The sequence below is a fragment of the Micromonospora sp. BS32 genome, from assembly GCF_059089345.1.
This window is the reverse complement of the sequence record NZ_JBSSHR010000027.1, coordinates 22,995-41,299: the sequence shown is the minus strand read 5'-3', so window position 1 is coordinate 41,299 and position 18,305 is coordinate 22,995. Positions and strand designations below refer to the sequence as shown.

Genomic DNA, 18,305 nt, shown 5'->3' with positions numbered 1-18,305 from the left:
GGCGTTGTTAGGTCTCACAGGTCGTCGTTCTCCCCGTTGTCGAGGTGAGCCAGGTCCGCCGGCCGGGTCGTGCACAGCTGGTGCTCCCGGCGGGAGGAGATGGCCTCGAAGTGGGTGCGATTCGTTCCGGAGATCAGCAAGCCGTGCCCGACGCGGGCGGTGAGCAGCAGTCGCCGTTCTCCGGCGGTCAGGCCGAACGCCTCACCGATGGCGTCGATGGCCTGCGGTGCCTGCTTGAGCAGCACCTGGGTGGCGGCGTTGGCGACCACGGCCTGACCGAGGTCGGTGCCCAGGACGTCGGCGACGTCCTGGGTGACGACGGTCAGCCCGGCGTTGCGTTTGCGGGCGGCCTTGGACATGCGGAACAGGAACCTGCTGCCTTCACCGTCGCGCATCAGCAGCCACGCCTCGTCGACCACGACGAGCCGGCGGGTAGCCAGCCCGGCCGCGCCCGGCACATCCACCGCCCGCCAGATCGCATCGAGGGCGAGGAGCGTGCCGACGGCGCGCAGCTCGTCGGCGAGGTGCCGCAAGCTCCACACCACCAGGTGCCCTTGCGGGCGGGTGGTGGTGGGCCCGTCGAACAGATCGGAGAACGAGCCCTGCACCCACGGGGTGAGCCGGGCGGCGAGCTGCCGCGCCGCAGGGTCGTCGTCGGCGTGCAGGACGGCGACGAGGTCGCGCAGCAGTGGGGCAGGGCGGTGGTGGGTGGCGGGGTCGGCGGTGATGCCGGCCCGCCGATAGACGGCCAGGATCGCCCGGTCCAGTGCGGCGCGTTCCCCCGGTGGGGGCTGCTCGCCGAGCAGCACGCTGATCAGCGTGTGCAGGAACAGGCCGCGGCGGGTCAGGACGTCCGGGCGGGTGTCGCCTGCCGGCAGGTCGAACGGGTTGATCTTCACCCCGGCCAGGCCGAGGCGCACGATGCTCCCACCGACCGCGTCGGCCAGGCGCAGGTACTCGTCCTCGGGGTCGATCACCGCGACCTGCACCCGCTGGTAGAGGTTGCGCAGGATCTCCAGCTTGACGAAGTAGCTCTTGCCTGCCCCGGAGCGGGCCAGGACCACCGCGTTGTGGTTCTCCTGGGCCCACCGGTCCCACCACACGATCCCCCCGGAGTCCGGGTTGACGCCGTAGAGCACCCCGCCCTCGGCGGGCGGGTCACCGGGCAGCGGCGCGGGCAGGTCGGCAGAAGCGAGGGGAAACGCCGCGGCCAGGGCTTGGGTGTCCATGGTGCGGCGCACCTGGAGGGAGTCCGTGGCCAGGGGCAGGGTGGTGGTCCATCCGGCCAGGTGCCGCCAGGTGGCCGGCTGCACCTCGATCAGCGTGGACGCCGCGGCGGTCTTGACCTGCGCGCACGCCTCGAGCAGCTCCTCTTCGGTGCGGGCGTGCACCGTGAGATACAGCCCGACGCGGAACAGCTTCGCCGCGCCGCGGGCGAGACGCTGGGCGAGGTCGGCGGCGTCGTCGGCCGCCGCCTCCACGTACGGGTCGGACAGCTTGCCCCGCCCGGCGTCGGCGCGCCGCGACGATTCGAACCGGGCTTGCTGGGTGCGCAGCCGCGACGCCGCGACCGGGGCCGGGAGGGGGTCGATGTGCAGGGCCAGGTCGAGGCGGCCCGGCCAGGACAGCAGCGGTTCGAGCCAGGCCGGACCGACCTCGGCCGGGTAGCCGGTCACCACCAAGGTGGCGGCGTAGCCGTCACCGACGCGCAGCATCCGCGGGGTGACCTCCACCGCGGCGGGAGCGACCGTCGCCGCCAACCTATGAGACTCGCGGCCGCGGTCGGCGGGGGAGCGGTTGGCAATCTTCATGTCCGTCGCCTCCTGAGCGGTCTGCCCACAGTGGGGCGCGGTGAGCTGATGACGGTGTCGGGGGCGGCGAGGCCACCCGGGCGTGGAGGCCGGTAAGGGTCGGCCGCGGCGGCGATCGCGGCGGTGACCGCCGGGCCGTCCAGGGCGCGGGTGGCCACGCCGAGGCCGGACAGGGCGCGCACGGTGTCGTCGGCGCGGCGCCGCGCGGCGTACGCGCCCCGCTCGCCGGGGCTGGACTGCGTGACGATGAGGACCTGCCGGCGCAGCGGATCCCTGCGCTCGGCGAGGTCGTCGAGGAACCGCGCGTGGTCGGCTGCCGCGTCCGCGAGGGCCGGGTGCGCGAGGCTACCCGCCGCCTGCGCCAGCGTGCGGGCGGCCGAGTGCAGGTCGACCGGCTGCGCGGACACGACGATCTGCGTCGGGGTCGACAGGCTGTTGAGCCACCGGCCGAAGGTGTCGACCAGCGCGGCCTGCTCGTCCGGGGTCCGCAGAGCCAGGTTGACGGTGGTCGCGGCCACCATCGCCGCCCTCACCCCGCCGAGCCGTATCTCGCCGCTGTCGTCGATCGCGTCGGCGGGCAAGGTCAACGGCGCGGGCAGCAGCACCCTGCTCTTCGGCGCCTGCACCCAGTCCGGGGTGCGCGACGTCGTGTCGGTGGTCGACAGTGCCCGCGGTGCCCGCGTGTGTCGGACGGCGGCGAGTAGCCACAGGTCCAGGGGCAGGCCGTCGCGGCGGCCGACCGCGACGCCGAAGACAAGACCACCGGCGACCACGGCCGCGCCGACCAGCACAGATACCGGCACGACGTGGTGCAGTGCCCGCCAGGCACCGTAGAAGGTGAGGGCGGCGACGGCGAGGATGGCCAGCTGACGAAACGTCAGCCCGTACAGGACCTTGTCGGGGGCGTCGACGTCGGCGGGCATCCGCGTGCGCCCCTGCGTGTCGTGGCGGCTCATCGGCCCACCGCCCGCAAGCCCCGGCCCAGGCCGGGAACAGACCGGGTGACCTGCTGCACGACCATCACCCGCACCGCCGCGCCGAGCATGTTCCCCCCGCCGCTACCGGGGGCGGAGACGATACGGCGCATCAGCGCGGGCACCCGCAGCGTGGTCCACAGCATGACCATCACCACGAACAGGTTGATCACCCCGCCCGGTTCCACCGGCAGGCCAAGCACGGGCAGCAGGTGGTCAGGGTCGGTGAGCATCCACTCTCCGCCGGCGAGGGTGAACCCCTGCGCCAGCGGCACCCCGAGCACACCGGCATAGGACCTCCACCACAGCCGGGCCACCGGGTCGGTCTGCGGCAGCGCGTGACACGCCAGAGCGAGGGGCGCGGCGGCGGTCAGGACGATGGCGACGGCGAACCTGACGATCACGCTGAACGCGGTCGCCGCGAGCAGAAACGCGATGATCGCGACGCACACCACGAACAGCAGCGCCGCGGTGTGGTCCTGCCCGGCGGTGATGTGTGTCCTGACAGCCCGCAGCGCGCCGTCGCTGTCACCTGTCGGGGTGCTCAGCGCGGCGGTCAGCGCGTTGGCGAGGTCGATGAGCATGCCGCACCACACCTGCGAGAAGTGCGCGGCGACGAACCCCACGATCAGCCTCGGAATGAGGTCCTTGACCGTGTAGCGGGAGCCCTCGCTGCCGCCGGCGGTCATGGTGAGTGCGCCGGCGGCGACGAACGCCAGGACGAAGACGGTGTCCACGACGAGCACCGAACGGCCGGTCAGGGCCTGCACCTGCGGCAGGTCGGTGACCTTCGGGGTGATCAACAGTGCGCTGCTGATCACCCCGAACAGCGCGTCCAGGGTCGCGAGGATCGCCGTCGCCAGCCAGTCCAGGATCTGGTCGAGCAGCCAACCCATGGTCAGCCTCCGACGATTCCCTGGACGACCTGCAGCAGGATCGGCGCGAGGACGGCCAGGCCGTAGCCGACCAGGGCGTTCTTCAGCGCCCCCTTGGCCTTGTCGACCTGCGCCGGGTCACCACCCGCGGTGGCCCAGTAGACCCCGGCCAAGACGAGGAACAACGTGGCCAGCGAGGCGAGGATGCCCATCAGCCACGCCTGCAGGTTGCCGATCACGACCGGCAGCGAGTTCACCGCCACGAACACCGGCCCACCTGCGTAGGCGGCGGCCGGTACCGACCAGAGCACGGCGGCCGGCGCCGTCAGGCAGACGACGCGGCCGACCCGACGGGCGGCCCGGGACAGGGGGAGGGCACGAGGACGTGTCGTGGGATTGCGGGACATGAATGTTCACCTCCGGCCCCAGCCAGCACGCGGGCGGGGCGTCGAAACGGCGGTCAGGGGGCCGCCGCCGGGCGCGGGAGGCAGGGCGTCGTCGAGCCGCGGCAGGTCCTCGGGAGGAGCGCGTCCTCCCGTTCGGGTTCGGCGGTATCGATGAGGTGTCAGCGCATCAACTCAGCGCGGCACCCGAGGCGCCCGGCTCGCGTCGGCCCAACCTCGTCAGGCCCGGCGGCGGGCGGAAGACCCCGCCCCGGCGTCATGACCGCCAGGGGAAATCTTCCGCACCCTCAAACCGGCCCCCGTCAGCTCTGGCGAACACCCCTGCCGTCCAACACCCCTCTGACAGGGCCAGGGCACCTCTGACAGCGCAGCTCAGCGGCTATCTCGCCCTGTCACCGCCCCGCCATCCCTGGCGGCCCCAACCCGTGCGAACTCACAGCGGACAACTCACCACGTGACGGAGCACCTGTCAGACGCCCAAGACCCGCATATCGACAGCATCCGTCGCACACCACACCGCCTCCTGCTGCACGCAGACGACGACGAATCACCGGAAGCCCGCCTCGTCGGTGCCCGGCACCTACCGCCCTACCGAGGCCGGGAACTGCTGTGGGCCCGACCGTGGCGGTCGGGCCCACCGCGCGCACCGTCAGTCTCAGGCAGCGACCCCCGACGCCGTGGTGCCACCCCGCCGGGCGTCTACGGCGGCGCGTCCGGCGCGGGTGCTCGCCCGGTGCCTGGCGCCAGCCGCGAGATGAGCGGCGGCCTGCGGGGACGCGACGCCGGTCAGCAGCCCGCCGGCCAGAGCACGAGCGATGCGCACATCGATCCGGTTGACGCGCATGCGCAACGCGTCAACGGTGATGCCCATGGCCGCGGCGATCGGCTCGATCGCCCGCTGACCCAGCCGCAGGTCGATGTAGGGCTGCTCATCGCTGGCGTCGAGGATGCCCAACCCGACGGCTCGCCGCACCAGCAGATCCGGATGGCCGTAGGGCACGGTGGGGGTGCGGGGCCCGGCGAGGTGCTCGACATCATCGACGGGCACCGCCTCGCCGACGCGCTGGCGCAGCTCGTACCCGGCGCGCCAGGCGGCCATACACAGCGACGCGTACGGGGCCGGCTTGGACAGGTCCACCCGATCACGCAGCGCGGCCAGGAAGCCCGCCAGGATCTCCGCGTCGATGTCGCTCGCGTCACCGGCCCACCCGACATGCAGGCGACCGGCGTGGCGGCGCAACGCCGGCATCGCCATAGCGACCGCCGCGACCACCCACGACGGCCCCTCAAGCCGCGCGCGGAGAATGAGGTCTCGCCACACCACGTCACGCTCGGTGTAGGCGCGCGGATGCGCGAGGAGCCAGTCGCGCAGCGCCGGTAGCGGCATGACACCGGCGGGAAGGTCGGTGCCGTCACGCAACGGGTCAAGATCGAGTGTCATCGGGTCGGGTTCGCAGGTCAGCGCCGCGAACGCGGCGTCGACCGCGTCCAACGGCGAGTCGGGCCAATCCTGGTCGGACACAGCCATGTCAACCACTCCAAGTCAGAGAAGACCGTCCATGACACGTCGGTCAGGTCACAGGGATGCGGTGACACCGATTGCGCCACTGGAACCTCACAGACCTCTAACAGCGCAGCTCCCGGCCCGCTGCACCGACGTTCTCGGCCTCCGGTCCCTGGCACCCCGCAGGCCTGACACGCCGCTTTCGGCGCCGCCGCACAGCATGCACAGCTCTGACGAAACGATCCTGACCTGCGCATTGACATGCCAGTACGGCGCGGCCGCGCGTGTCAGCGCCACGGTGACCCGATCGGACTCCACGAACCGACAGCCCGCCGACGAGGCCGACCGGGCCTGACAACGCGCCGCTGTCAGACCCCGCCGCTCTGACAGCGGCGCGATTGTCAGAGCGACGGCTGCCTGACAACGACACCGCCGTACGCCGGTGACATCTGACAGCGCGACCACTGACCTGACACGACGCCTGTCAGACAGCCGCCCGGTGTCGGACGACGGCGACAGGGCAGGCCCGCTGTCCTGTCACCGCCGGTTGTCTGCCGGCCTCTGACGGCGCAGGCCACCACGCAACGCCATCGACGAGATCACTGCCATCTGGGTCATGTCCATGACGCTCGGTGTCTGACAGCGCCGGCTGGAACCGCCTCGAGGAGGTCCGGCAGACCGCTGTCGCCGGACGCCGTCCCCCGGCCAGCCGGCGCTCAATTCCCGGCTGTGGGCGGTGGGAGGCCTTGTCAGAGGCCTGTCAGATCCGAGGGCGTTCGCCAGAGCTGACAGGGCCCGGTTTGAGGGTGTCAGCGCATCACGGCGCGGCGCGGAGCCGACACCACATGAGCGAGCACACGCCGCAGCACCACCACCCCGTCCGCCCCGCCGACCCGTCCGGTATCGACCCGACTGGGACCGATCTCGTGGCCGGTGACCCGCCGGTCCCGATCACCGTGTGGCGCACCGCCCGCACGGCCGCCGACGCCGGCCGCACCATCGGCGTCCGCCTGGCCTACCGCCTCGTGGCTGCCTACAGCCGCCCCGGCGACACGGTGGTCGACTGCACCGACGACCACTCCCTCGCCTCGGCCTGCGCGGCCGGCCGGCGGCGGCACCACCCCGCCTGGTTCACCGACGCCCCCAGCCTCCTTATCGGCCCCGCCACCGGACTGGCCGATGCGAACCCGTCCGACAACGCGCACAACGACGGCGACGCCGACGTGCCGGACATGAGCGCCTGGTTCGGTGACGACCTCACCGACCCGCCCACCGACGACACCCCCACCGACCATCACCAGGCGACCGGCCTCGTCGTCGCCTCCTGGCCCCTCGACGCCGACGAGGCCACCAACCGGGTACGCCTGGCATGCCTGTTGACCGCCTGCGCCCGGCTGCTGCGCCCGCGCGGCTGCCTCGTGCTCATCGTCTCGGTCCCCGCCGGCACCATCACCGCCCCCGAGGACTTCAGCCCTCTCGCCACCGCGGCGGCGACCGTCGGCCTGGGCTACCTGCAGCACATCGTGGCGGTCACCGCCGACACCGACGCCGACGCCTTCGTCTACCACGTCACCGACGAAGAACTCCTCGCCCTCGCCGGGCATCAGTGGACGCTCACCCACCACCGCGTCCACGCCGACCTGCTCGTCTTCAGCCCCTCACCGGCCGCCACGCCGCAGCGGCGGCGCCGCGAGGCAGGTGACCGCCGTGACTGAGCACGCCTCCGCCCACGAACCGGACCAGCCGGCCCCGCCGCAGGTCACCGACGAAGCGCGACGCCCCACGCAGGGCCCGAGCGCCCGGGACGTGGGACAGCACCACCAGGTGCCTGAGCCGGAAGGACTGTCGGTGTGGGCGACCGCCCAACGCACCGGGCCGGTGCAACGCCGAGGCCGCTACGTGCCCGACTCGGTCAAGCACCCCGCCCGAATGCTGCCCGCGATCGCCGCCCACGCAATCGCCGCCTACACCCAGCCCGGGGACCTGGTCCTCGACCCGATGTGCGGCATCGGCACCACCCTCGTCGAAGCCGTGCACGCCGGGCGGGACGCCATCGGCGTGGAATACGAGTCGCGCTGGTCGGACATCGCGGATGCCAACATCGCACACGCCCACCAGCAGGGAGCCGCCGGCAGGGCAGCGGTCATGCGCGGTGACGCCACCCGCATCCTGTCCCTCGTCCCCGCCGCTCTGGCCGGTCAGGTCGCTCTCGTGGTGACCTCCCCGCCGTACGGGCCCACCGTTCACGGCCTCGTCCGCCCCGGCGCGGACGGGGTGGCGAAGTTCGACAACGCCTACAACGACGGCACCGACCGGGGCAACCTCGCCTACCGCGATCTCACCGGTCTCGCCGACGGGTTCGCCCAGATCCTGGCTGGCTGCCACACTTTGCTGCGTCCCGGCGGCGTCGTCGTGGTCACCGCCCGACCGTGGCGCAAGAACGGCCAGCTGGTAGACCTGCCCTCGGCGGTCATCGCCGCCGGTGTCCGCGCCGGCCTCGCCCCGACCGAGCGGTGCGTCGCCCTCCTCGCGGCGGTCCGCGGCGGCCACCTCGTCGCCCGCCCGTCGTTCTTCCAACTCCAATCCGTTCGGAAGGCCCGCGTCGCTGGCAGCCCGCTGCACCTGATCGCGCACGAGGACGTGCTGATCTTCCGCCGGCCGCAAGCCCACCCGACTCCACGAAACCTCGCGGACACCACCGACGGCCCCGGCGAAGGTGGTCCGCCTCGATGACCACCGCCCGCCGCCCCCGGCCGCTACCCCTCGTCCATCAACCACTCACCCGGCAACGCCCGCCGCACCGCGGCGATCCCGTCCGCTGTCGCCGCGCGCACCCACAACCACGTCCCGGCGTCCTCACGCAGGACCGCTCCCAGCCCATCGAACCACCTCACCGGCCTGCCGCCGGGCCCCGCCCAGAACGGGTAATCAGCCATCGGCAGTCGCCGGAACCGCTTCTCCAGCAACGCGATGGCCTCATCGTCCAGTTCACGGTTGTCGGCGAACATCTCATCCGAGAACATCCATTCCGACAGCACCATCTCCACCCATGCCAACGAGACTCGATCGAGGAAGGGCTGCCAGGCGCGCTCGGCCTGCCTGACCGAATCAAGCCGGAAGACCACCGGCGGGTCGGGCTCGGTCACCGCCGACAGCGCAATGCCCCACTGCGCAACGTTCTGGTTCTCCACACGGAAGACCAGCACCTGCCCCGTATCGTCGACGCGGACCTGATGCGGAGCAAGCAGGCGATCTTGACTACGGGTCAGGTCATTGCGCTTGCCGATCAGCGCATACGCCTCACGCAGGGATGCCGGCAGTGGGAAACCCAGCCGGGTTTCCGCCGCCCGCAACTCGTTGTCGTCGTGGCCGTCGCCCGCCAGGATCGGACTGGCACAGCGAGCGGCGAAGAGCCGGATGAATTCCCAGGCGCCAGCGGCGTCGCGAACGCCTATGGCGCATTCGTCGTGGAGATCGAATCCGCCGTTCACGAGGGACACCATAGCGGCGGCCGGACCGCGATCTCCGGTGGTCGACACCAGGCTCTTGCACGGGATCGTGACCGGATATTCGCAATAGCACGGCGTATCGCACCGCCACCGGGTGGGCACGGCTTCCCCCGACCGATCCCGCCGCGTGAGCGGACGCGGTGGCGTTCGACGCGGCGATCCGCCACGGGCCGGCGCACGCCAACGCCGCCGGACAGCCGCTGCGACGGGCAGTCCTTCCTGCACCGCCGCTCGGATCCCCTCGACCAGGTCAACCGCCGACCCCGGGCCGACGCGCACGTGGACGTGCCGGCCTGCGGGCCGTGGACCTGCCACCACCCCTTCCCCTCGCCAGAGGCAGTGCAGGACGGCGGGGCCGCGCCGGGGCGGGAGGTGCGTGATTGACCACCGACCCGCACCGCGCATCGGATCACTGTGCACCGGATACGGCGGCCTCGACCTGGCCGTCGAGCTGGTGCTCGGCGGCCGGCTCACCTGGTACGCCGAAACCGACCGACACGCCCGCACCGTGCTCGCCCACCACTGGCCGCACGTGCCCAACCTCGGCGACATCCGCACCATCGACTGGACCCGCGTCCCCGCCGTCGACGTCCTCACCGCAGGGTTCCCCTGCCAGGACATCTCCAACGCCGGCAAACGCGCCGGCATCACCGGCCCCCACTCCAGCCTCTGGCACCACATCACCACAACCCTTCGCCTTCTTCGACCACCGCTCGTGTTCGTGGAAAACGTGGCCGCGCTGCGCCGACGCGGACTCGACGTCGTCCACGCCAACCTGGCCACGCTCGGGTACGACACGAGCTGGCTATGCCTACGCGCATCCGACATCGGCGCACCCCACCGACGCGACCGGCTGTTCCTCCTCGCCACCACACGCGGGGGAGAGGCTCCGGACGCTTCCCACCCCCTGTGCTCGTGACGGGAAGGGACCCGGCCATCAGCACGGGCTGCCGGACGTCATCGAGCCGCACGGCACCCGCCACGACCTGCTGCCGACCCCACGCGCCAGCGACACCGGCACCCCGGGCCGCCGCGCCGGCGCCGGCTTCCGGCCGCCCCTGTCACAGGTACTCCTGCCCACGCCCCGCGCCACCGACGGACAGAAAGGCTGCCCCGGACAACGCGGCTCCTACGGAGACCTCACCCTGCCCTCCGCAGCCGTCCGCATCCCACCACGCCTGCCCTCGCACCGGGCCTCCGACGCATCAGGCCCCGGCCACCACGGCGCCGGCGGCGCCGACCTACGCACCACCGTCGCCCACCTCACCCCCGGCACACCCGACGACGCCACCTGGGGCATCTACGCCGCGGCCATCGCCCACTGGGAACTCCTGATCGGCCGACCCGTCCCCACACCCACCCAATCCGGTCAGCACGGCAAGCCCGTCCTCGCGCCACCGTTCGTGGAATGGCTCATGGGCCTGCCCGCCCGCTGGGTAACCGACCCCACGCTCGACCTACCCCGCACCGGCGCCCTGCGCGTCCTCGGCAACGGCGTCGTCCCCACGCAAGCAGCGACCGCCCTGCGCCTCCTGCTGCGCCGCCACCGCTGACTCCCACCACCCGGAGCGGTCTCTTCGCGGGCGGACCCAGACGGCCGCCCGCGAAGGGCCGCCCGCGCCGCGGCCCGGTCACCCATGCCCACAGGAGCTGTCCATGCACGCCGATCCGCCCCGACCCCGACGGCGACTTTCGCCACCCTCGCCCCCGCCGACCCAGCGTGCCGGTCACAGCGACGAGCAGGAAACACGCCACCGACCTCGCCGCCATCATCGCCGCCGCCGCAGAACCCGCCACCGGACGCCGCCCCACCCGGCGCCGCCGACGGCCACCCACCAGCACCGACTTGCCCCCACGCCGAAAGTCACGCGTCCATCAGCAACGCATCGAACGACCACCGATCGGAGTAGCCCATGGCCTGGGTCGAAAAACGCGGCCTGAATTTCCGCGTCCGCCTCCGCATGCCCGACGGCACCGTCACCACCGACTCCACCCACGAACTACGCCGACGCCGTCATCCGCGCCAAAGAAATCGACGTCGAAGTCGCCCGAGACACCTTCATCGACCCCCGCGGCGGACGCATACCCCTCACCGACTGGGTGCCGATCTGGGAGTCGACCCATCAGGCATCTCCCGCCAGCTGGGCCGCCTACCGCAGCCACCTTCGCCTGCACATCCTGCCCACCCTCGGCCCGCTGCCGCTGGTCGACATCCGCCGCCAACACGTCAAGACCCTCGCCGTCACCCTCGGCAAACGCCTCTCACCCCGATCCGTCGCCGACGTGATCATGGTGCTGTCGATGATCCTGCAAGAAGCCGTCGAAGACCGCCGGATCCCCTTCAACCCCTGCCGAGGGATCCGCATCCCCAAAGGCATCCGCGCCGAGCGACCCCACGCCACCGGCGAACAGGTCGCCGCCATCGTCGCCCGCCAAGCCCGACCGTCCGACGGGCTGATGATCCTCACCGCCGCCTACACCGGCATGCGATGGGGAGAACTCGCCGGCCTGCACCGCGACAACCTCGACCTCACCACCGGCAGCATCTACGTCCACCCCGACATCGGCGCCCTGCACGAAGTCGAGCGCAACCTGTACCTCGGCCCCCCAAAACCAGCGACTCCGTCCGCCACATCCGTCTACCCCGCTATCCTGACCAAATTTCCTCGCCACCCACCTCGCCGAACACCCCACCACACCGTCTTTCCCGGCGCCCGCGGCTACCAGCAACGCCGCTCCAACTTCAACCGCCGCGCCTGGACCCCCGCCGTCGCCGGTAACCCACAGCGCGGCATCCCACCGATCCTGCCCGGCATGCACTTCCACGACCTGCGCCACACTCACAAGACCTGGCTCATCGAAGACGGCATCCCCGAGATCGCCCAAGCTCGCCGCCTCGGACACCGCCTCGCCGGCGTGAGGAGCATCTACAGCCACGTCACCGAACCGATGATCAGCGATCTCACCGATGCGCTACAACGCCGCTGGGAAACCACCCGACCCCACCGCCGCGACACGGCCGTACGCCGGCTACGTCCCGTCGCCTGACGGCGAACCCCGGAGAGGTGCACGGATAGGGCCTGACTCCCTGTCACATCGTTCTGGGTGATCTCCTTGGCGAGGAACGCCACTGCCCGGCGTAGGGTTTCGTCCTCCTGGTCGAGAGCTTGCTCCGCCGCCACAACTCCGTCAGCTCGGAGAATGCACTGCTGGTCGCGCCGGGACGACATCGTCCTCGACCTCGACGATCTCCAAACAGCGGTGCAGGCGCCGACCCTGACATCCCGAAGTCGTTCGCGATCGGCGCCTCACTCCTATGGACGACCGCGACCACGTGACGGCGGAACTCCGGCGGGAACGCTATCGGGTCAGGAGTCAATCGAACCGGGGGCAGTCCCGTGTTGATCCGGCGGACGTCGAATTGCTTGCCCCAGGCGACCAGCCAGCCCTGCGGCCGGTCAGGATGCGTGGGTGTGGTGACGGTGATCCGGGAGGCGGCGACGTCGACCGCTTCCTCCAGGTCGTCGACGGTGATGCCCGGCCGGTGGCGGCACGAGGGTGTTTGGGTCGTCGGGGTCGACGCCGTCGAGGCGCAGCAGGACGTGGAAGTGCACCGCTGCGCGCCGTTGCATCTCGGCGACCTTGCCATGGGACACCCGCACGGGCGGCACCCAGCGGACCTTGCCGGAGGCCGTGACGACCCGAACGAGCGGGATGCTGCCCGGTCCTGCAGCAGCGCGAGGAACTTCTTGCGGTGCCCGCCGAACGCGGACCCCACCTCCGTCACCACCCGGTCGACGGAGAGGCTCTGCCCGGTGGCCCATGTGACTACCCGGGCGACCTGCCGGTCCAGGTCCGGCTTCTGGTCGGCGGACGAGACGCGGGCATATACGACGACCTGCTTGGCCTCGAGCCGAGCAGCGGCCATCGACTCACCGACCCATGATGAGCAACCTCGACGGGGTGACCACCGCGTTCGACCGCGCGATCAACCGGGGCTTCACCATCGGCGCACCCCTCGCCAAGTGCGCCGTCGACGTCGCCCTGCACGACCTGCTCGGCCGCGCGTTGGGCGTGTCCGTCGGTGTGCTGTGGGGGCAGCGCCGCCGGGAGAGCATCCAGCTCGGCTGGATCGTCTCCGGGCAGACGGCCGCGGAGGTGGCCGACGCGGTAGCCGAGGGCAGGGGCTTCGGGTACGAGGCGTTCAAGGTGAAGGTCGGCCTGCACAGCGAGGCCGAGGACGCCGCCGTCGTCCGGGCCGTCCGCGAGGCCGCACCCGACGCCGCGCTGTGGGTGGACGCCAACCAGGCGTACACCGTCGACGGCGCGCTGCGGATGGCCCGCCGGCTCGCCGACCTCGACGTCACCGCGTTCGAGCAGCCGCTGCCGGCCAACGACGTCGCCGGGCAGCGCCGGCTGCGGGAGACCTCACCGATCCCGGTCGCGCTCGACGAGAGCCTGCGCCACCCCAGCGACCTGGCGACGTTCGTGAAGCTGAACGCGGTGGACGTGGCGATCGCCAAGGTGCAGCGCAGCGGTGGCCTGACCCTGTCCCGGCGGCTCTGCGCCTTGGCCGAGGACGCCGGGGTGCGGCTGATGGGGTCCGGGCTCACCGACTCCGACCTGGGGCTGGCCGCCTCGCTGCACCTGTTCGCGGCGTACGGGATCGACACGTCGGTCGACCTCAACGGCCGGCAGTTCCTCACCTCCTCCTACGCCACCGGCGCGACCGTGGAGGTGAAGGACGGGGTCGCGCAGGTGCCGACGGGGCCGGGGCTCGGCGTGGAGGTGAACGAGTCGGTGGTGCGGGAACTCGCCCTCGACGTGCTCGCCAGCTAGGTGTACTGCCGAGGGACGTTGGTCAACCTGGTGATGGGCGGTTTGCCGCCGGTGGCGGTGTGGGGCCGGTGTGATTGTAGTGATGCAGCCAGGCGGGCAGGGCCTTCCTTCGGGCAATGATCAGGAACAGTCGGCATCGTTCCAGCATGTGCCCGCTCTCGGCGAGCCCGACGCTCTGCGAGTGGAGTCTGCGCCCGGGCACCGGGTGTCCGAGCCAGGTGCCGACCAGGTCGAGGGCCGCGGCCGCGGCCCACCAGTACAAGCGGTGTACGGGGTCCACCGCGGCGCCGACCACCCACAGGGGTGAGCTGGGTGAGCAACCACAGGGCCGTGCGCCGATAGTGGTCGCGCCATATCGCGTTCGGCGCGTTCAATAGGGTCCACAGGCCAGGGCCGAGTTGAATGCCGACGGTCAGGTCGCCGAGGTAGTAATCCGAGCCCGAGGTAAGCTGCGGCTGCCCCCGGTACGCCTCAACCAGCTGGCCGGTCCCGATCGGGAAGGTGCGGCCCCGCCGGTCGGCGGTGCCGTGGACGTTGACCAGGAACGGCACCCCGGTCACCCCGTGCCGCTCGGCGCTTCGCCGCAGCGCCGCCACGTACCGGCGGTAGCGGTCCCGCATGTAGCGGCCCAGGTCATCGTGCAGCGCCAGCGACCGCTCCTCGGCCGGGGTGCGCAGGGCGGTGGACCATGCCGCGGGATCGGCCGGGTCGCCGCCGATCCGTGCCGCGGCGGTGTCCTTGCCGTACCGCTCGACGGCCCAGCGGGCCAGGTCGGCGCAGAGCCCATCGGTGAGGTCGGGGGAGTTGTTCACCCAGGACAGCATCCCGATCTCGTTGTCGAGCTGGACCGCCACCACCGGTCCGCCGCGCGGCGCGAGCCAGTCGGCCACGAGCGGCATCACCCGGGCGTACCAGCGGTCGGCCTCGGCGAGGAACTCGGGTGCCAGGTAGTCGATGGTGCGGGTGCTGATCGGCGCCCCGTCCCAGGTGGTGGGCAGCAGGTGCGGGTGCTCGTCGTACAACCAGTGCGGGATGCCCTCGTTCTTCAGCTCGGCCATGACGAACGGGCCGGGGCGGACCACGACCCGTAGTCCGCGCTGGTGCGGGAGGTCAAGGAAGCCGGCTAGCCGACCACCACGGCAGGCAGGGCGGACGGCCATGCGTTGGGCGAACGGTCGCGGCTGAATCCGTGGGTCACGCCCCAGGTTTGGTAGCGGTTAGATGGGGTCGGTTTCGGCCACGTCAATCGGCCAGGGCGTCGGTACAGAGGGTGGACCGACGTCCTTCGATCAGCGCTGCGATAGACCATCAAACCTCGTCAATGATCTGAATCAGCCGATGCGCCAGCTGCACCCCACAACACCGGCAACCATTTCCGCTGTTTGCTGGACGCGGGTTCCGGGTGGCTGCCGCAGCGGTACTGACCGCACCGTGGACGATGTCGATGCCTGCTCGCTGTCGGCACATCACATGTGATTACCGCGGCGAGCGCTCACCCGCGTCGGCGTGGTCGTGTTCGTAACGGCGCGCGTCGGGAACGCCACCGGGTCGGCGAAGTCCTCGTCCGAGGGGAGCAGGAGGAGCTCGCGCCGCTGCTGTCCCCACCACGGTTGCAGCGCCGGGGCATCGTGCGGGAGTACCGGGGCGACTACGCCATGGAGTGGGAGGCGCTCGGATCGATCGCGACGAAGCTGGGGATCGGGTCGGCTGAGACGCTGCGTCCTCGACGGCGTGACTTCGCGTCCGCGCAACTGACTCCCGTCGACTCCGAGACCTGCTCGGATAGCGCCTGTCGGCGGCCGTCCCGCCGGTCGCGGCGCACGGACCGGAGCGCCGACACTCCGCACGGTACGGGCATGCCGCCATAGGGGGTGGGGCGTAGGGCGCGCGGTTGACCGACGCTGCCGCATGGACTGCACGGCCGGCCGCGGTCCGGCACGGTGTCGGCCTGAACTGAGTCAGGCGGTGTCCAGACGACCGCGCTGGTGCAGGACGAACAGCAGCACCATGGCCGGCACGACGAGCAGGAGCGCCGCAGCGGCAACCAGGGTGAGCGACGCCAGGGTGGCGTCGGGAGCGGCGGCCTCGTCGATGCGTAGGTGGTTGCCGAGTAGGTACGGGTACTGCGCGACGCCCCAGCCGGCCACCACCGTGCCGGCCGCGGTGACGGCGAGCGCCTGCAGCAACCGGGGTGCCGCCCGGTGCAGCAGTGCGATGCTGGCCAGTCCGCATGCCGCGGAGACCAGCACCAGCGGCAGGCCGCGGCCGGTCAGCCCGGAGAACAGGCGGCCGGCGTCGGCGTGCAGGATGGCGATGCCCGCCAGTGCCACGGCGCCGGTCGCCACGGTGCTGGCCTGGGCCCGGCGGCGGAACCAGCGTTCCAGGGCGGCGTCGGCGTAGGTACGGGCCTCGGCGGTGAGGAACACCGCGGCGACGAACGCGCACACCCCGACCGCGAGTACCCCGCCGAGCAGCGACGTCGGGTTGACCCAACTGGTCACGGGGTTGCCGTTTCCGTCGGCGGGCACCCGCCCGGAAGCGATTCCGCCGGCGACCGTACCGAGGAAAAACGGTGTGATCACCGACGAGGTGGCGAACGCCGCCCCGGTCGCCCGCTGATGGTCGGTCTTCACCACGACCTTCCGGAAGGCGAACCCGCTGCCGCGGACCACGATGCCCAGCGCGGCGAGGCCCAGTGGGATGTAGAGCGTGGTCATGATCGCAGCGAACGCAGAAGGGAAGCCGGTCCAAAGCATCACCAGGCAGAAGATCAGCCACACGTGGTTGGCCTCCCACACCGGTGCCAGCGTGTGGTCGATCAGGTGTCGCGGGGCCCGCCCGCCCCGGGCACCACCGGCGGTGAGGTCCCAGAAGCCCGCGCCGTAGTCCGCGCCGCCGAGCACGGCGTAGGCGGTGACTCCGATGAACAACACGACGGCGGCGAAGGTACTCACGCCTGATCTCCCGCAGGGGCGGACTCCGAGGCCCGGGGCGGCCCGTAGGGCACCTCCGTATCGGTAGCCCCGCCCTGGTCGCGCCAGCGGCGGCGCAGCAGCCGCAGGACGTACACGGTGGTGGCGCCGACCCCGGCATACAGCGCGACGGTGGCGGCGAAGAACAGCCACAGGTTGCCGGACGTGGCGACGGCGTCCCGGGTGAGGAGGTGACCGACGACCGTCCACGGCTGCCGGCCGACCTCCGTGACCACCCAGCCCGCCTCCAGCGCCACCACCGCGAGCACCCCACTGATCGTGGTCGCCCGCAGGAACCATTTACTGCGCGGTAGGTCGCGGCGGCGCCACCAGGCCAGCGCGTACCAGGCGGAGAGGGCCAGCAGCGCGGAGCCGATACCGACCATGACGTCGAAGCTCAGGTGGACGATCGTGACCAGGCGGTCCGGCGGCCGCACCTCGGCGGGGATGGCGTCCAGGCCCTGGATGCGGGTGGACGGTGAGTAACCAGACAGCAGCGAGGCCCCCGAGGGAATCTTGATGCCGCCGTGCACCTCCCCGTTCGCGTAGTAGCCGCCCAGCACCTCCGGCACGTGGGTGCCCGTGGTCGGGAAGGCCTCGATCGTGGCGAACTTCGCCGGCTCGTTCCGGTAGACCTCGCGCGCGGCGATGTCGCCGACGAAGATCTGCAGCGGGGTGGCCAGCGCCGCGACGGTCAGCGGTATTGCCAGGCCGAGCCGGTGGTACCGGTCGCGGCGGCCGCGCAGCATCCCGGCGGCGTAAACGCTGGCGACGACGAACCCGGCGACTATGTACGCGGCCAGCAGCATGTGGATGGCCTCGTACCAGAATGCATCGTTGAGGATCACCTCCAGCGGGCGGACCTGCGCGATCTTGCCGTCCCGCATGGTGAACCCTCCCGGCTGGTTCATCCATGCGTTCGCCGCGACCACCGACAACGTGCCGCCGACTCCGGACAGCACCACCGGCACCCCGGTCCAGAAGTGCGGCCATGGGCGCATCCGCTGCCACCCGTAGACGTAGATGGCGACGAAGATCGCCTCCAGAAAGAAGAACAGACCCTCGATCGCGAACGGGATGCCGAACGCCGCGCCGTAGGTGCCCATCAGTCGCGGCCAGAGCAGCCCGAGCTCGAACGACAGCATCGTGCCGGACACCGCGCCGACGGCGAACAGCACCGCCGCCACCTGCGACCAGCGCCGGGCCAGCAGCAGCGCAGTCTCGTCGTTTCGGCGAATGCCGCGGGCGTTCGCGATCAGCATCAAGAATGTGAAGGCCACCCCGAATGGCACCAGGATGATGTGGAAGCCGAGCGTGAAGGCCATCTGCTCGCGCGCCGGCAGCAGCTGCGCCGGATCGGCGGGCATGAGGCTGACGCCGACGGTCACCAGTGACAGGCCAGGCATGGTGCCTGCTA

Annotated in this window: 14 protein-coding genes and 4 pseudogenes; 6 read left to right on the top strand and 12 right to left on the bottom strand. The window is 71.5% G+C overall.

Annotated elements, in window-relative coordinates; all coding sequences use genetic code 11:
* Positions 1 to 14: 14 nt before the first annotated feature.
* The 5 genes from AC5RWQ_RS27675 to AC5RWQ_RS27655 all read right to left on the bottom strand — a co-directional run bounded on the left by AC5RWQ_RS27675 (position 15) and on the right by AC5RWQ_RS27655 (position 5,592).
* Positions 15 to 1,811, bottom strand: a complete 1,797-nt coding sequence (locus AC5RWQ_RS27675) for a VirB4 family type IV secretion system protein (RefSeq protein WP_494285568.1) — start codon at positions 1,809 to 1,811, stop codon at positions 15 to 17.
* Complete coding sequence (locus AC5RWQ_RS27670) at positions 1,808 to 2,767, bottom strand: PrgI family protein (protein WP_494285567.1); 960 nt, start codon at positions 2,765 to 2,767, stop codon at positions 1,808 to 1,810. The genes AC5RWQ_RS27675 and AC5RWQ_RS27670 overlap by 4 nt, the downstream gene beginning before the upstream one ends.
* The gene (locus AC5RWQ_RS27665) at positions 2,764 to 3,681 is read right to left on the bottom strand and encodes a TrbL/VirB6 family protein (RefSeq protein WP_494285566.1); all 918 of its coding nucleotides are present in this window, start codon (positions 3,679 to 3,681) and stop codon (positions 2,764 to 2,766) included. The genes AC5RWQ_RS27670 and AC5RWQ_RS27665 overlap by 4 nt, the downstream gene beginning before the upstream one ends.
* Before the next feature lie 2 nt (positions 3,682 to 3,683).
* Positions 3,684 to 4,067 (bottom strand): pilin, encoded by a 384-nt coding sequence (locus tag AC5RWQ_RS27660; RefSeq protein WP_494285565.1) that lies wholly within the window; start codon positions 4,065 to 4,067, stop codon positions 3,684 to 3,686.
* A 652-nt stretch (positions 4,068 to 4,719) separates the two neighbouring features.
* Positions 4,720 to 5,592, bottom strand: coding sequence for a hypothetical protein (locus AC5RWQ_RS27655; protein ID WP_494285564.1), 873 nt, complete (start codon positions 5,590 to 5,592; stop codon positions 4,720 to 4,722).
* 821 nt (positions 5,593 to 6,413) lie between these two features.
* Between AC5RWQ_RS27655 and AC5RWQ_RS27650 the strand changes: the two genes are divergently transcribed.
* Both AC5RWQ_RS27650 and AC5RWQ_RS27645 read left to right on the top strand, forming a co-directional pair.
* A complete protein-coding gene (locus tag AC5RWQ_RS27650; protein WP_494285563.1) occupies positions 6,414 to 7,283 on the top strand; it encodes a hypothetical protein in 870 nt (289 codons plus the stop codon).
* A gap of 91 nt (positions 7,284 to 7,374) precedes the next feature.
* Positions 7,375 to 8,301 carry a TRM11 family SAM-dependent methyltransferase gene (locus AC5RWQ_RS27645; RefSeq protein WP_494285591.1) on the top strand — a complete coding sequence of 309 codons (927 nt, stop codon included), beginning with the start codon at positions 7,375 to 7,377 and terminating at the stop codon, positions 8,299 to 8,301.
* A gap of 23 nt (positions 8,302 to 8,324) precedes the next feature.
* Here the strand turns inward: AC5RWQ_RS27645 and AC5RWQ_RS27640 are convergent, their stop codons facing one another.
* A complete protein-coding gene (locus AC5RWQ_RS27640) occupies positions 8,325 to 9,059 on the bottom strand; it encodes a hypothetical protein (RefSeq protein ID WP_494285562.1) in 735 nt (244 codons plus the stop codon).
* Positions 9,060 to 9,453: 394 nt separating this feature from the next.
* On the opposite strand from AC5RWQ_RS27640, the gene AC5RWQ_RS27635 reads away from it, so the two are divergent.
* The 3 genes from AC5RWQ_RS27635 (at position 9,454) to AC5RWQ_RS27625 (ending at position 12,125) form a co-directional block, all read left to right on the top strand.
* Positions 9,454 to 9,996, top strand: coding sequence for a DNA cytosine methyltransferase (locus AC5RWQ_RS27635; protein WP_494285561.1), 543 nt, complete (start codon positions 9,454 to 9,456; stop codon positions 9,994 to 9,996).
* Positions 9,997 to 10,480: 484 nt separating this feature from the next.
* Positions 10,481 to 10,630 carry a hypothetical protein gene (locus tag AC5RWQ_RS27630; protein WP_494285560.1) on the top strand — a complete coding sequence of 50 codons (150 nt, stop codon included), beginning with the start codon at positions 10,481 to 10,483 and terminating at the stop codon, positions 10,628 to 10,630.
* Between the two features lie 547 nt (positions 10,631 to 11,177).
* Positions 11,178 to 12,125, top strand: a complete 948-nt coding sequence (locus AC5RWQ_RS27625) for a tyrosine-type recombinase/integrase (RefSeq protein WP_494285559.1) — start codon at positions 11,178 to 11,180, stop codon at positions 12,123 to 12,125.
* A gap of 346 nt (positions 12,126 to 12,471) precedes the next feature.
* Here AC5RWQ_RS27625 and AC5RWQ_RS27620 read toward each other — a convergent pair.
* Together AC5RWQ_RS27620 and AC5RWQ_RS27615 are read right to left on the bottom strand one after the other, a co-directional pair.
* Positions 12,472 to 12,787, bottom strand: a pseudogene (locus tag AC5RWQ_RS27620) (replication initiator); the annotation flags it as partial.
* Positions 12,787 to 12,978 (bottom strand): annotated as a pseudogene (locus AC5RWQ_RS27615) (recombinase family protein); the annotation flags it as partial. The pseudogenes AC5RWQ_RS27615 and AC5RWQ_RS27620, both read right to left, overlap by 1 nt.
* 44 nt (positions 12,979 to 13,022) lie before the next feature.
* On the opposite strand from AC5RWQ_RS27615, the gene AC5RWQ_RS27610 reads away from it, so the two are divergent.
* Positions 13,023 to 13,916: a mandelate racemase/muconate lactonizing enzyme family protein gene (locus AC5RWQ_RS27610; RefSeq protein ID WP_494285558.1), complete on the top strand. Its 894-nt coding sequence runs from the start codon at positions 13,023 to 13,025 to the stop codon at positions 13,914 to 13,916.
* Here AC5RWQ_RS27610 and AC5RWQ_RS27605 read toward each other — a convergent pair.
* The 4 genes and pseudogenes from AC5RWQ_RS27605 to AC5RWQ_RS27590 all read right to left on the bottom strand — a co-directional run.
* Positions 13,913 to 14,028: pseudogene (locus AC5RWQ_RS27605) on the bottom strand (integrase core domain-containing protein); the annotation flags it as partial. The gene AC5RWQ_RS27610 and the pseudogene AC5RWQ_RS27605 overlap by 4 nt on opposite strands.
* 712 nt (positions 14,029 to 14,740) lie before the next feature.
* Positions 14,741 to 15,076 (bottom strand): annotated as a pseudogene (locus AC5RWQ_RS27600) (beta-galactosidase); the annotation flags it as partial.
* A gap of 798 nt (positions 15,077 to 15,874) precedes the next feature.
* Positions 15,875 to 16,870, bottom strand: a complete 996-nt coding sequence (locus AC5RWQ_RS27595; protein WP_494285557.1) for a cytochrome d ubiquinol oxidase subunit II — start codon at positions 16,868 to 16,870, stop codon at positions 15,875 to 15,877.
* On the bottom strand, positions 16,867 to 18,294 hold the full coding sequence (locus AC5RWQ_RS27590; RefSeq protein ID WP_494285556.1) for a cytochrome ubiquinol oxidase subunit I: 1,428 nt from the start codon (positions 18,292 to 18,294) through the stop codon (positions 16,867 to 16,869). Before AC5RWQ_RS27590 ends, AC5RWQ_RS27595 begins: the two co-directional genes overlap by 4 nt.
* Positions 18,295 to 18,305: the final 11 nt, after the last annotated feature.

Excerpts from the sequence above, each read along its gene's own strand:
- AC5RWQ_RS27590 (WP_494285556.1), bottom strand. The coding sequence starts at position 18,294 with ATGCCTGGCCTGTCACTGGTGACCGTCGGCGTCAGCCTCATGCCCGCC.
- AC5RWQ_RS27655 (WP_494285564.1), bottom strand. The coding sequence starts at position 5,592 with ATGGCTGTGTCCGACCAGGATTGGCCCGACTCGCCGTTGGACGCGGTC.
- AC5RWQ_RS27650 (WP_494285563.1), top strand. The coding sequence starts at position 6,414 with ATGAGCGAGCACACGCCGCAGCACCACCACCCCGTCCGCCCCGCCGAC.
- AC5RWQ_RS27665 (WP_494285566.1), bottom strand. The coding sequence starts at position 3,681 with ATGGGTTGGCTGCTCGACCAGATCCTGGACTGGCTGGCGACGGCGATC.
- AC5RWQ_RS27660 (WP_494285565.1), bottom strand. The coding sequence starts at position 4,067 with ATGTCCCGCAATCCCACGACACGTCCTCGTGCCCTCCCCCTGTCCCGG.
- AC5RWQ_RS27610 (WP_494285558.1), top strand. The coding sequence starts at position 13,023 with ATGAGCAACCTCGACGGGGTGACCACCGCGTTCGACCGCGCGATCAAC.
- AC5RWQ_RS27670 (WP_494285567.1), bottom strand. The coding sequence starts at position 2,767 with ATGAGCCGCCACGACACGCAGGGGCGCACGCGGATGCCCGCCGACGTC.
- AC5RWQ_RS27675 (WP_494285568.1), bottom strand. The coding sequence starts at position 1,811 with ATGAAGATTGCCAACCGCTCCCCCGCCGACCGCGGCCGCGAGTCTCAT.